This window comes from Komagataeibacter xylinus (assembly GCF_009834365.1).
GTDB classification, from domain to species: Bacteria; Pseudomonadota; Alphaproteobacteria; order Acetobacterales; family Acetobacteraceae; genus Komagataeibacter; species Komagataeibacter xylinus_D.
In genome coordinates this window covers 86,668-98,362 of sequence record NZ_CP041350.1, presented here as the reverse complement: position 1 = coordinate 98,362, position 11,695 = coordinate 86,668, and the positions used below count along the sequence as shown (strand labels likewise).

General features: G+C 55.5%; 13 protein-coding genes and 3 pseudogenes. 7 read left to right on the top strand and 9 right to left on the bottom strand.

The annotated features are described in order from the left end of the window. Positions 1-4 precede the first annotated feature (4 nt). Complete coding sequence (locus FMA36_RS18480; RefSeq protein ID WP_019092503.1) at positions 5-427, top strand: hypothetical protein; 423 nt, start codon at positions 5-7, stop codon at positions 425-427. Positions 428-476: 49 nt separating this feature from the next. Here FMA36_RS18480 and FMA36_RS18475 read toward each other — a convergent pair whose 3' ends face one another. Both FMA36_RS18475 and FMA36_RS18470 read right to left on the bottom strand, forming a co-directional pair. Next, a complete protein-coding gene (locus FMA36_RS18475; protein ID WP_019092504.1) occupies positions 477-863 on the bottom strand; it encodes a type II toxin-antitoxin system VapC family toxin in 387 nt (128 codons plus the stop codon). Continuing rightward, entirely contained in the window at positions 860-1,105 is a 246-nt protein-coding gene (locus tag FMA36_RS18470; protein WP_019092505.1) for a type II toxin-antitoxin system Phd/YefM family antitoxin, read from the bottom strand. The genes FMA36_RS18475 and FMA36_RS18470 overlap by 4 nt, the downstream gene beginning before the upstream one ends. A gap of 288 nt (positions 1,106-1,393) precedes the next feature. Here FMA36_RS18470 and FMA36_RS18465 point away from each other — a divergent pair, with 288 nt between their 5' ends. Beyond that, positions 1,394-1,549 carry a hypothetical protein gene (locus tag FMA36_RS18465; RefSeq protein ID WP_202898839.1) on the top strand — a complete coding sequence of 52 codons (156 nt, stop codon included), beginning with the start codon at positions 1,394-1,396 and terminating at the stop codon, positions 1,547-1,549. A 294-nt stretch (positions 1,550-1,843) separates the two neighbouring features. On the opposite strand, the gene FMA36_RS18460 is transcribed toward FMA36_RS18465, so the two are convergent. The 6 genes from FMA36_RS18460 to FMA36_RS18435 all read right to left on the bottom strand — a co-directional run bounded on the left by FMA36_RS18460 (position 1,844) and on the right by FMA36_RS18435 (position 5,781). Further along, a complete protein-coding gene (locus tag FMA36_RS18460; RefSeq protein WP_019092507.1) occupies positions 1,844-2,239 on the bottom strand; it encodes a type II toxin-antitoxin system death-on-curing family toxin in 396 nt (131 codons plus the stop codon). Continuing rightward, complete coding sequence (locus FMA36_RS18455) at positions 2,236-2,463, bottom strand: AbrB/MazE/SpoVT family DNA-binding domain-containing protein (protein ID WP_026019902.1); 228 nt, start codon at positions 2,461-2,463, stop codon at positions 2,236-2,238. Before FMA36_RS18455 ends, FMA36_RS18460 begins: the two co-directional genes overlap by 4 nt. A 100-nt stretch (positions 2,464-2,563) precedes the next feature. Further along, positions 2,564-2,971 carry a DUF2442 domain-containing protein gene (locus FMA36_RS18450; protein WP_026019903.1) on the bottom strand — a complete coding sequence of 136 codons (408 nt, stop codon included), beginning with the start codon at positions 2,969-2,971 and terminating at the stop codon, positions 2,564-2,566. Beyond that, on the bottom strand, positions 2,961-3,197 hold the full coding sequence (locus FMA36_RS18445; protein WP_040133518.1) for a DUF4160 domain-containing protein: 237 nt from the start codon (positions 3,195-3,197) through the stop codon (positions 2,961-2,963). The genes FMA36_RS18450 and FMA36_RS18445 overlap by 11 nt, the downstream gene beginning before the upstream one ends. Before the next feature lie 731 nt (positions 3,198-3,928). Next, a complete protein-coding gene (locus FMA36_RS18440) occupies positions 3,929-5,143 on the bottom strand; it encodes an IS256 family transposase (protein ID WP_061276891.1) in 1,215 nt (404 codons plus the stop codon). 218 nt (positions 5,144-5,361) lie between these two features. Beyond that, on the bottom strand, positions 5,362-5,781 hold the full coding sequence (locus FMA36_RS18435) for a replication initiator protein A (protein ID WP_206065366.1): 420 nt from the start codon (positions 5,779-5,781) through the stop codon (positions 5,362-5,364). Between FMA36_RS18435 and FMA36_RS18430 the strand changes: the two genes are divergently transcribed. The 5 genes and pseudogenes from FMA36_RS18430 to FMA36_RS18410 form a co-directional block, all read left to right on the top strand. Further along, on the top strand, positions 5,768-7,111 hold the full coding sequence (locus tag FMA36_RS18430; protein WP_110570495.1) for an IS1182 family transposase: 1,344 nt from the start codon (positions 5,768-5,770) through the stop codon (positions 7,109-7,111). The two genes, FMA36_RS18435 and FMA36_RS18430, sit on opposite strands and share 14 nt — an antisense overlap. Positions 7,112-7,205: 94 nt before the next feature. Next, positions 7,206-8,001 (top strand): annotated as a pseudogene (locus FMA36_RS18425) (IS5 family transposase). A gap of 103 nt (positions 8,002-8,104) precedes the next feature. Further along, complete coding sequence (locus FMA36_RS18420; protein WP_159264451.1) at positions 8,105-9,100, top strand: IS481 family transposase; 996 nt, start codon at positions 8,105-8,107, stop codon at positions 9,098-9,100. Positions 9,101-9,145: 45 nt separating this feature from the next. After that, positions 9,146-9,468, top strand: a pseudogene (locus FMA36_RS18415) (IS701 family transposase); the annotation flags it as partial. Positions 9,469-9,572: 104 nt separating this feature from the next. Then, a pseudogene (locus tag FMA36_RS18410) lies at positions 9,573-10,463 on the top strand (IS701 family transposase); the annotation flags it as partial. Between the two features lie 148 nt (positions 10,464-10,611). On the opposite strand, the gene FMA36_RS18405 reads toward FMA36_RS18410, so the two are convergent. Next, positions 10,612-11,607: an IS481 family transposase gene (locus tag FMA36_RS18405; RefSeq protein ID WP_029329762.1), complete on the bottom strand. Its 996-nt coding sequence runs from the start codon at positions 11,605-11,607 to the stop codon at positions 10,612-10,614. Positions 11,608-11,695: the final 88 nt, after the last annotated feature.

The window sequence follows — 11,695 nt, the reverse complement described above, 5'->3', positions numbered from 1 at the left end:
CGTTATGCGCGAGCGTAAATACACGGTGAGATTTACCGAAGACGAAGCAGAGTGGCTCCAGGAGGTTGCTCTTGATGGCAACGTGTCTGGCTATATTCGGGACGCTGTTTTGAGACAGTCCAAAAGTGACCGCAAACTGGTCAACATGAACGATCAGCTGGTGTATCTCGGTCAAAATATGAGGGTGGTGACTGATCTGCTGAATGACCTTGACCGTAAGGTTTCTGGCAAACCCACAATGCCGGAAACAACCAGCTCTGAGGAGGATGGTGGCATCCCAGACGAGCTGATGGGTATAGTGCTGGAAATCCTACTACTGACACGCGCGAATTCAGATAGGCAGGATATCCGTATGGCACAGGGATCGGTTGAATATGCCGGATTGCCAGTGTGGGAAGGCAAGAAGCGCTCCCTAAAAACCGGATAATCTGAACTTCATCTCAACACATAAGGGGCGCGGCGCGTACGAATATCGTTCAAACAGCTTCGATAGGACCCGGATAAGCCTGCACGAGAGGATCATGGGTCAGCAGAAGCAGCCCTTCCACCATCGCCTGAGCCACAAGAATGCGATCAAAAGGATCCCGATGCACATCTGGCAGTTGTCCTACTGCCAGAGCATGCTGGCTGGTGATCGGTAACTCCTCATAGCCATTTTCGATCAGGCCGCGCCGCAACAGATAGGGATCAACCTGGAAGTCTGCACGTACCAGTCCCACCTTGATGGTGACTTCCCATAAACTGGCAGCACTGAAAACCAGAATATTATTCTGATCGTCAATCAGGGTTCTCGCACGCTCTGACAGTTTGTCAGGCTCTCCTGCGGCCCAGAGAAGCAGATGGGTATCCAGAAGCAGCTTCATGCCGAGCCATCGAACAGAGAAATGATGTCCTCCTGTCCCATGCGATCAAAATCCTCTGGCACCCGGATTTTTCCCGTCAAAAAACCCAGACGCCGTTGCTGTTGTTCTTCAGGAGCCGTAATCGGGCTGACCCGCACCATCGGCCGACCGGCTTTGGCAATGATGAAGCTTTCCCCTTTCATGGCCGCATCGATCAACCGGGACAAATGGGTCTTGGCTTCATGAATGTTGACTGTGCGCATAAGAGAAGCCTCCTCATCTTCTACAACAAGACTTAGTCATATGAGTCTAGTCTATCAAGGACTAAGTCTTCTCTCTTCAGAAAATCTGATGGCGCATTTGATGACAATATTCCGACTGGCGATACCGTGATACGTCACGTAAACGCGAAAACAATGGAGAGTGATGAATATCGACAGTTCTGGCGACAGCGTGGCTGCGATACTAAGCGGAAGCGGCATAGCCCGCCGAAGGCATCTGGCGGGAAGGTACGTAAATCGCCCCTCATTCTATTTTCTGGAGTTCTTATCGTGGAAAAAGAAGCAAAATCCCTGTCTGGTAAACCATCAAATCCACATAGCGACACAATGGATGAACTTCTTGCCGTCTCGGATTATTCCAAGCCTCAACCTTTAGACGAACGAGAGTGGATTGACGCTCCTGCTATAGGGCGGGAACTGGTTTAAGTATTTCTTTCTGAGAAAATGATCTACCAACGAACAAACCCCGCCAGAAAGACGGGGTTTGTCTCGACCCTTTAGCACTCTCTCAGAAAGGTAAAGGACATCCTGCTTAGGATCTCTTTCATCACAGTGCAAAGCTAAAAAAGGCCAGACGCTTCAGGTTTGCGCTGTGATCGGGACCAAGGAAAAACCAGCATTTCCGTATAGGTTTTCATGATGAACCGATACCCGTTGTAGCCGTTCATCCAACGTCGATTCCTGCGAGTAACCTCGTTATTATTGTGTTTCTGGTCGCAGTTATACCCTGTCGGATACGACATTGGCGGCCAGGAACGCCGCATAGCCCAGTTCGTCCATCTGACCTGCTGCCAGTGCAAGGACGGCATTCGCCGCATCTTCCTGAGTTGCAGTAAAACGATAGCCGTTCAGTTCCAGAAACAGCACACCGAGCACAAAGCCCGTACGCTTGTTTCCATCGATGAAGGGATGGTTTTTTACGATACCCGCCGTATAGACGGCCGCAAGAAATACTGGATCCAGCGGATCCGCATAGGCCGCATGCTGCTGTGGCCGGGCAAGAGCAGATTTCAGAAGACCTGCGTCACGCACTCCGGAAGCGCCGCCATGCGCCGCTAACAGCCGGTCATGCAGGATCAGGGCATCCCGTTCGTCTATCCAGACGAAGTCTGTCATTGGGCCAGAACATGCAGCGTATCACGGTAACGCCGCATAATATCCTCAGCCTTCGCCATTTTTGTTTCGAAGTCGGGATCATAGGGCACGAGCCGATATCCGCCGTCTGGTGCTTCGGTCAGATACAGGGGCGCGCCGTCCTGGGTGTTCAGCCGTGAGATCACTTCCTTGGGCAGTACTACCCCGAGTGAGTTTCCGAATTTTCGCACTTTCAGTTCGACCATGACAGCCCCCTTTATGTTATTATTATTGTAATAACTTTTTGCGGTTTCAGCAACCACCATGCTCACCGGCCTGTCTGCTCATAGTGGTAAGCAGTCTTTCTTACGCGACGTTCCTTGGCCGACCGCCTTTAGCACCATTCCGGCGTGCTGCCGCTGCCTTTTCCTGGCTGGCGGACGATCCGCCCACGCGTCCCATCTGTGCTGCCATCCAGCTTCGGGAACCGTAGATACCGTGGATCAGACCTTCGACCAGAACATCGGCGTCGAGACGGGGCCAGTGAAGGCCATTACCCAGCGGAGTGATCTCGATATCGGCCAGATCATTCAGGGAAGCGTCCTGCAAATCTTGTATCAGACTCACAGGCACGCTCATCTCAACACCGTTGGAGAGCGTGACGTGAAGAGCGCGGCGAGCACGGATAAACCGTGCGGAGACCGCATGAGGAATTGTCGCTCTATGAAGCGCGTCTGCTTCACGAGCGGCCTGATAGTTCATGTCATTCGCCATGTATCTTCTCCCATGCTTCAGCCAACATCTCAGCGTGGTCCTGCACGATGACAAGGGCTTCCTGTATGACCTTATCTTTCATGCCACCTGCTCGTATCAGTCGGGCTTTCCTGCCAATTTCAATCACCGCTTCTCCATCCGCGCTTATGACGTGAACGTGCATTGGCACATGATCTGCCGTGTAAATCACGACACGAAATCCATTGATGCGTAGAAGCGTCGGCATAATGCATCATATCCCTAACGCTTGGGTTTTTCAATCAGAACTATCCCACTGAAAGTCAGGAGGAGGATATCTGGACGGTCAGACAGAAATGGACAGCCCATCAATTCCTGATAAAGCCAGCAGAGCGCCATGGGAGGCCGCACAAAGCGCAATTCCCGTTATTGCCAACCCAACTAGCCGCCACACACAATAACGCCTGTACGGCCATCCTGTGGCGTCTGGTGGGCATGCTGCGACACGTGAGCTGCTGAATGATCGCCTGAATACCGGTGCGTCTTGAGCAGATTACGGTCTTGCCCGGTTCTTCTGGTGTTGCAGGCGTTGGGCGAGCGCGGAGCGGGAGCCCCGTAGGGCGCCGAAGGCGCCGACGCGGGAGAGGAGGGTGCTGGTGGAGAGACGATGCGGGAATGCATCGTCAGATTATGATTTTGCGCCGTAGGCATGTCCGTTTAGCGCAGCCCTGGAAGGGCGAGCAGGGGGATGCCGGGTGGGAGATCGCGCGAAGCGCGATCGGGGCGGCCGTAGGCCGCGAGCCGGCGGGGGCGTAGCCCCCAAGAGGCGGTGCCTTTTTTGTTAAGAATTTTGTTAAAATATATAGTGTAAGAGAGTTAAGCACTAAAAAACCTATGAAAAAACGATTGATAACAGTCTGTTACGGTTATGGGTGGTGGGTGAAACCGGGAGTGTCCTGAAGTCTGTGTATCTGGCCTGGCCCATGGGTTTTCAGATACTCAAGCGGCGAAGCGCTCGCCGAACATTATGGCGAACTGGTTGCGGGCTGCAAACCATTCCCGAACATTCCGCCCGTCTTTCTCGAAGCTGCGGATCGCCAGGTAGATCAGCTTCGTTGCGGCATCGTCGGTCGGGAACGAACCGCGCGTCTTGATCGATTTGCGGATGACCCGGTTCAGGCTCTCGATGGCGTTCGTAGTGTATATGATCTTGCGGATCGCCGGATCGAAGGCAAAAAACGGGATCACTTCTGGCCATGCCCGGCGCCATGCCGGGGCGATCGACGCGTATTTCCCGGCCCATTTCTCCTCGAACGCATCGAGCTCTGCGGCCGCCATGTCAGCGGTCGCCGCCCCGTAGATCCGGCGCAGGTCGGCAGCCACGGCCTTGCGGTCCTTCCATGAGCAGAAGTTCAGGCTGTGGCGCACCAGGTGAACAATACAGGTCTGAACCATCGCCTCGGGAAAGGCGGCGGTGATGGCCTCGGGAAAGCCTTTCAGCCCGTCCACGACCGCGATCAGGATGTCCTGGATGCCCCGGTTCTTCAACTCGTTCATGACCGAAAGCCAGAATTTGGCGCCTTCATTCTCGGCGATCCAGAGCCCCAGAACCTCGCGCACTCCCTCGCGGGTGACACCGAGAGCAACGTAAACCGCCTTGTTTTTAACGGTCCGGCTGTCAGCATCGCGGATCTTTACCCGAAGGGCATCGAAGATCACGATGGGATACATCCGATCCAGCGCCCGGCCCTGCCACTCCCGGACCTCGTCCAGCACGGCATCGGTGACGCGGCTGATCAGGTCGGGAGAGACCTTCAGGCCATAAAGATCAAGCAGATGGGTCTGGATGTCCCGGACCGTCAGACCGGCGGCATAGAGACCGATGATCCTGTCGTCGATCCCGTCGATCCGGGTCTGGCCCTTCTTTATAAGCTCCGGCTCAAAGCTGCTGTCGCGGTCGCGCGGCACCGTCACCGGAAAGGCGCCGTCCTGGCCTTTCAGCACCTTGGTCGTGGAGCCATTCCGCCGGTTCGACTGGCCCGGCGGGGCAGCCTTGCCTTCCTCATAGCCCAGATGCGCGCTCAACTCTGCACCCAGCATACGCTCCATGAGCCGAATTTTCAGCTCCTTCAGCAACCCGCTGTCTCCGAGCAGGTCTTCAGGACGCTTCACGCCCGTCAGCAATTCGTCCAGGAGTTCCTTCGAGATGGTCATTCATACTTCCTTTCGGTGAAGTATGGACCAGATCAATTATACACAGAAGATCGGACACTCTCGTGAAACCACGTGTTTGGGTGGGTGAAACCACGACAGTTGACCATACTTATCCACAGGAAAACGCAGCATTCCCTATAGCTTGAGTGGTTTCGAGTCGTAGTAACTCTCATTTTGACTACAGAGAGAACTCATTGGGTGGGTGAAACCACGATAGTTTAACGAGGCCGCCCTCGTGACAAACGATCCATCAACCCATCCACCTCTTCAGCACGCCGACGATCTGCTTCTACGCGCTCTCTTTCTTTTTCGAGCTTCCTATGCAGCTCAGTCGCTGCCTCAATACCTCGCAACTGAAACATCACTGCCGGTGTACCTTCAACAGTCTGAGTCAACGACATAGTGTAATCAGGAAGTTGGTCTGCTTCGATGATCTTCCGCAGCATACGATTAAATTCTTTAGGCTGCGCATCGCTACCTGTTTTTTCATGCAGCACCTCGACACGGCATATCCACCCACCTCTCTGCTGACCAGCATGTTTACGTGCGATCCGATAGAGGGCCCGCTCTAGCAGCCTGTCGGGTTGGGGTACCCTGTGAAGGGTAAGGTTGTAAGGTGGTGAGATGAGCAGCTTCATCCCGTTTGACCGATCCCAGCCGTATCTTCTGCCTCCTGATCTGAAGTCGTGGCTTCCGGCTGACGATATGGCGCATTTCGTTGTCGCAGCCGTTGAGCGGGTTCCGATGAGTGCGTTCTGCGTGCCAGTACGCACGGGTGGCAAGGCACAGTACCATCCGCGCCTGATGTTGGCCCTTCTGATCTTCAGCTATGCGAACGGGTTGTTTTCCTCACGCCGGATCGAGCGGGCGACATATCGCGATATCGGGGTGCGCTTCGTGGCGGCGAACCTGCATCCGGATCATGATACGATTGCGACCTTCCGCCGGACGAACCGGACAGCCATTGAAGCTGCATTTGCGCAGGTCCTGCTTCTGGCGCGCGAGACGGGTCTGCTGCGTCTGGGTGTAGTATCGATTGACGGCACGAAAATCGATGCCGACGCATCGAAATACCGTTCGGTGCGCTACGACCGGATCAAGGCGCTGCGCGAACAGCTGGCAGTAGATATCGCGGAATTGATGGAGCAGGCGGAGCAGGCTGACACCACGGACACGGATCCGCAGGCCCTGCCAGAAGAGCTTGCCCGACGGGAAACACTGAAAGCGAAGCTGGACGAAGCCTGCGCCCGGCTGGAAGCAGATGCGAAGGCGCAGGCCGAGGCGGCGCGACCGGCATACGAGAAAAAGAAGGCGATGTATGACGCAAAAACAGGGCGTCGCGGTCGGGCGCCGAAACCGCCGGATGATGAACCACCACCCGACCGGCAGATCAGTCTGACCGATCCCGACAGCCGCCTCATGCGGCGTTCGGACGCCCACGAGTTCCGGCAGGCTTACAATGCCCAGGCCGTGGTCTGCGCCGAAGGCAGTCAGTTGATCGTGACAACCGACGTTGTCGCCACGTCAGCGGACGCGCCATCCTTTGCCAGCACCGTGCTGTCGATGGAAAACACGATCGGTCTCCCAAAGACAGTGCTTGCCGACACCGGTTACGCCAGCGGGCAGGCGGTCCGGGACCTGCGGAAAAAAGGCATTGATCCGCTGGTCGCCATCGGACGGCCCTGTGCCCGCAGGCCTTATGACTTCCGACCACCTCCTGAAAACAGGGAACCACGCCGGATCACCGAACCCTGGCGGCTTGCCATGAAGAAAAAACTGGAAACCACAAAAGCCGGAAATATTTACAGACTACGAAAACAGACCGTTGAACCGGTCTTTGGAATTATCAAAAGCATCATGGGCTTCAGAAGATTCAGTCTGCGTGGCCTTGCAAAAGTCACGACTGAATGGACCCTCGTCGCTCTCGCATACAACTGCAAAAGAATGGCACGGCTTCAGGCAGCATAAGCCGGGTCAGCCTCGGCGTTATCAGCCGCAAAATGCCCAACCCGACAGGCTGCTAGGGCCTGTTAGATCTTGAATTTCTTCCCATATTGTAGGGATGGAAGAAGGAGACAGAACAGGCGCCTTTACGGACGACACATGGGCGATCTGGGAACCTCTGGTTGAGGCGGTTCGCCCAAGGGGCAAGACGCCACCCCATGATCTGCGGCGTACGATAGCAGCAATTTTCTGGCGCCATGAGAATGGCGCGAAATGGCGGAGCATCCCCGCTGAACTGGGTCCATGGTGGCGGGCGGCGCAGCTTTTCATCCGCTGGTAGAAACTCGGCGTATGGGAACGCTTGCTCGAACTGGTTCAGGAACAACAGGGAGTGGCGTTCGGAATGACTTTTCTGGATGGTACGAACATCAGGGCTCACCACAAGGCGGCGGGAGCCCAAAAAAGGGGCCTCTTTCGAAGAACGGGACCATCGTGAAGCACTTGGCCGCTCTCGCGGCGGCTATGGCACGAAAGTCTGCGTGATCGCTGACGGACATGGAAAAGCCTTCGGTTTTGCGCTGGCCCCCGGACAGGCTCATGAACTGCCCCAGGCACCAGCCATGCTCGACAACCTCCCCTCCATTCCCCTGTGGGTAGTGGCGGACAAGGGCTACGCGTCTAACGCCTTTCGTGAACGGATATGGGACATGGGAGCCCGGCCCGCCATTCCTGCGAAACGACGCGATGGGTCGGTCGCCTGCCCAGAATGGGCCTATCGGTGTCGACATTTTGTCGAGAACCTCTGGGCTCGCCTCAAGGAGTGGGGTGCTGTCGCAACCAGATACGAAAAAACAGCAACGTCGTTCCTCGCGGTCATCCACATCGCTGCCGCAGCAGACTGGATCAAGCCCTAACAGGCCCTAGCTGTCAGGTTGTGAAACGTCATTGGGATGATGTAGGGTGGGCAATACCGCGTTACTCTTCATGGTTTTCTTCCGTTTGCAGGGAGACTGAATGATGCTTCAGATCCATCCACAGGCACGCACGACACCGGCCGTCCGGGCTGACATAGCCCGCTCATCGGAATCGACATCCGTGCTCGCCAGACGCTACGGGATCAGCGCGGAAACTGTCCGCAAGTGGCGCAGGCGTGGTTCAGACGCCTGCCAGGACCGCAGCAGCCGTCCCCGGAAACTGGCCTGGAAAGCCTCGGAGGAAGAGCGCGCCATTGTCTGTCACCTTCGGCGTTCTACCGGTTTTGGCCTGGATGACCTGACCTTTGTCGTGCGGCATTTCCTGCCACATCTGAACCGGGACAACATCTGGCGTATTCTGAAAGATGCCGGATTGAACAGGCTGCCTCCTGCTCCAAAGACCAGACCAGTTCGGGGACAGGGAACATTCCGGGATTACGATCCCGGTTATGTCCATATTGATGTGAAACATCTGCCCAAATTGCAGACGGCAGATGGAGAACGGCGGAAACGTTTTCTATATGTCGCCATTGATAGATGCTCCCGTTCGGTACATCTGGCCGTCTATGACGCGGAAAATGCCGATAATTCCGTCGATTTCCTCAAAGCTGTCAAAACCGCCTTTCCTTTCCGGATCACCCATATTCTGACCGATCGTGGTTCCTGTTTTACGGCGGATGCCTTCGAAAAAGCCTGTCATGACATGGGAATCGACCGACGCCGGACCAAAGCTTACTCCCCTCAGACCAATGGAATGGTCGAACGCTTCAATGGCCGTGTCGCCACAGAGGTGTTGCCGGTCTGTGTCTCAAGCCATAAGGATCTGGAAATTCTGCTCAGAGGCTTCTGTTTCGCTTACAATCATCGCCGGCAGCGTGTTCTGGGCGGCATAACTCCCACCCAATGCATCACGTCGTGGCTTGAAAAACATCCCGCGTTCCGTAATCCTGATCACATCAAACCGGCTGATCGTGACATCATGAAACAGGTCGATGAAATCCTTGATTACGCCAATGACGTTTCACAACCTGACACCTAGCACTACAGTTGTGTTTTGATGTGAGATATGATTCCGTGTGTTGGTATGGAACGGAACAGGATGACAGGTGGCGCGTCTGTTGAGGAGACGCTGTCGCTGACGGTTGAGGGATTACGGGCGGTCAAGGAAAAAATACGCCCCTGTTTGGTCAGGATCGGGTTGCGGTCTCAGCGGAGCATTATCTGGAAACGCTCCTGGGCAATCTGCCGCGCAAGACGGGCTGGCAACGTGCGGAAGCCGCAGGCGACGAAGGCCCCTGGCGTCAGCAGGCTTTGCTGGGCCGGACGCAGTGGGACGCTGACGGTCTGCGCGACATTGTCCGCGATCATGTTCAGAGTACCCTGGATGATGAAGACGCGGTTCTTGTGATCGGGAGAGTTCTAAAAACCCTCTTCTCCGCCTGTATAAAAATCGTAACCCATTGATATCGCTACTACAGGAAAAATCAAAATAGGGGTTTTTAGAACCCTCCATCGATGAGACCGGTTTTCTCAAGAAAGGCAAGGCGTCCTGTGGTGTAGGGCGCCAGTACACGGGTTCGGCTGGCAAGATCACGAACTGTCAGGTTGGTGTGTTTGCAGCCTATGTTTCTTCACGGGGTCATGCTTTCGTGGATCGCGCCCTGTATCTTCCCAAAGCCTGGACATCAGATCCGGTACGGCTGTCTGCGGCCTCTGTTCCTGCGGACGTAACGTTTGCAACCAAACCTTCTCTGGCCCGACAGATGATCGAACGCGGCCTGCAGGCCGGCCTTCCCTTCGAATGGGTCGCTGCTGACAGTGTCTATGGCGTAGGGGAAATCGAAATGAGCCTGCGTCATGCCGCAAAAGGGTATGTTCTGGGGGTGGCAGGCAGTCACTGGTTCAACTCCTGGGGCTTGGGAGAGAGACCGGTTGCGGGAGAAGCCCGTGATATCGCCCGGGACGCTCCAGAAGAAGACTGGGTCTCCCTGTCAGCCGGACACGGGACGAAAGGCGATCGTCAGTATGACTGGCTGTGGTGTCCGCTCGCCGAACTCGAGGGGGCAGACTATACCCCGGCCGACAACAGAACCTGGATCCGGGGTCTCCTTGTGCGCCGGAACCCAGCCGACGGGGACCTTGCATACTTCACTGTCTGGTGCCCCTCAGGAACGACGCCTGAAAAGCTGGTTCAGGTCGAAGGCACGCGATGGCGGATTGAAGAGGGGTTCAGAACGGCCAAAAACGAATTCGGCCTCGATCACAATGAAACCCGCTCCTGGCACGGCTGGCATCGTCACGTATCCCTTGTCATGTTGGCCTATGCCCTGATGGCCGGGGTCAGGGCACAGGCAAACGACAGGTCTCCCAAAAAAAAACCAGCGAACCCGCACCAGGTCTGATCCGGTGGTCCATTCAGGAAATCCGGCGTCTTATCGTCAGGCTGACCCAGCGCCAGATCTCCCTCAACCATATCCTGCACTGGTCACGATTCAGACGAATACATCAGGCAAAAGCCTATGCTTCTCACATCAAAACACAACTGTAGTGCTAGCTGTCAGGTTGTGAAACGTCATTGGCGTAATCAAGGATTTCATCGACCTGTTTCATGATGTCACGATCAGCCGGTTTGATGTGATCAGGATTACGGAACGCGGGATGTTTTTCAAGCCACGACGTGATGCATTGGGTGGGAGTTATGCCGCCCAGAACACGCTGCCGGCGATGATTGTAAGCGAAACAGAAGCCTCTGAGCAGAATTTCCAGATCCTTATGGCTTGAGACACAGACCGGCAACACCTCTGTGGCGACACGGCCATTGAAGCGTTCGACCATTCCATTGGTCTGAGGGGAGTAAGCTTTGGTCCGGCGTCGGTCGATTCCCATGTCATGACAGGCTTTTTCGAAGGCATCCGCCGTAAAACAGGAACCACGATCGGTCAGAATATGGGTGATCCGGAAAGGAAAGGCGGTTTTGACAGCTTTGAGGAAATCGACGGAATTATCGGCATTTTCCGCGTCATAGACGGCCAGATGTACCGAACGGGAGCATCTATCAATGGCGACATATAGAAAACGTTTCCGCCGTTCTCCATCTGCCGTCTGCAATTTGGGCAGATGTTTCACATCAATATGGACATAACCGGGATCGTAATCCCGGAATGTTCCCTGTCCCCGAACTGGTCTGGTCTTTGGAGCAGGAGGCAGCCTGTTCAATCCGGCATCTTTCAGAATACGCCAGATGTTGTCCCGGTTCAGATGTGGCAGGAAATGCCGCACGACAAAGGTCAGGTCATCCAGGCCAAAACCGGTAGAACGCCGAAGGTGACAGACAATGGCGCGCTCTTCCTCCGAGGCTTTCCAGGCCAGTTTCCGGGGACGGCTGCTGCGGTCCTGGCAGGCGTCTGAACCACGCCTGCGCCACTTGCGGACAGTTTCCGCGCTGATCCCGTAGCGTCTGGCGAGCACGGATGTCGATTCCGATGAGCGGGCTATGTCAGCCCGGACGGCCGGTGTCGTGCGTGCCTGTGGATGGATCTGAAGCATCATTCAGTCTCCCTGCAAACGGAAGAAAACCATGAAGAGTAACGCGGTATTGCCCACCCTACATCATCCCAATGACGTTTCACAACCT

Bases quoted from the DNA above. Each gene is read 5' to 3' on its own strand.
- FMA36_RS18480 (WP_019092503.1), top strand. From the start codon at position 5: ATGCGCGAGCGTAAATACACGGTGAGATTTACCGAAGACGAAGCAGAG.
- FMA36_RS18475 (WP_019092504.1), bottom strand. From the start codon at position 863: ATGAAGCTGCTTCTGGATACCCATCTGCTTCTCTGGGCCGCAGGAGAG.
- FMA36_RS18470 (WP_019092505.1), bottom strand. From the start codon at position 1,105: ATGCGCACAGTCAACATTCATGAAGCCAAGACCCATTTGTCCCGGTTG.
- FMA36_RS18460 (WP_019092507.1), bottom strand. From the start codon at position 2,239: ATGACAGACTTCGTCTGGATAGACGAACGGGATGCCCTGATCCTGCAT.
- FMA36_RS18455 (WP_026019902.1), bottom strand. From the start codon at position 2,463: ATGGTCGAACTGAAAGTGCGAAAATTCGGAAACTCACTCGGGGTAGTA.
- FMA36_RS18450 (WP_026019903.1), bottom strand. From the start codon at position 2,971: ATGGCGAATGACATGAACTATCAGGCCGCTCGTGAAGCAGACGCGCTT.
- FMA36_RS18445 (WP_040133518.1), bottom strand. From the start codon at position 3,197: ATGCCGACGCTTCTACGCATCAATGGATTTCGTGTCGTGATTTACACG.
- FMA36_RS18440 (WP_061276891.1), bottom strand. From the start codon at position 5,143: ATGACCATCTCGAAGGAACTCCTGGACGAATTGCTGACGGGCGTGAAG.
- FMA36_RS18430 (WP_110570495.1), top strand. From the start codon at position 5,768: ATGAGCAGCTTCATCCCGTTTGACCGATCCCAGCCGTATCTTCTGCCT.
- FMA36_RS18435 (WP_206065366.1), bottom strand. From the start codon at position 5,781: ATGAAGCTGCTCATCTCACCACCTTACAACCTTACCCTTCACAGGGTA.
- FMA36_RS18420 (WP_159264451.1), top strand. From the start codon at position 8,105: ATGCTTCAGATCCATCCACAGGCACGCACGACACCGGCCGTCCGGGCT.
- FMA36_RS18405 (WP_029329762.1), bottom strand. From the start codon at position 11,607: ATGCTTCAGATCCATCCACAGGCACGCACGACACCGGCCGTCCGGGCT.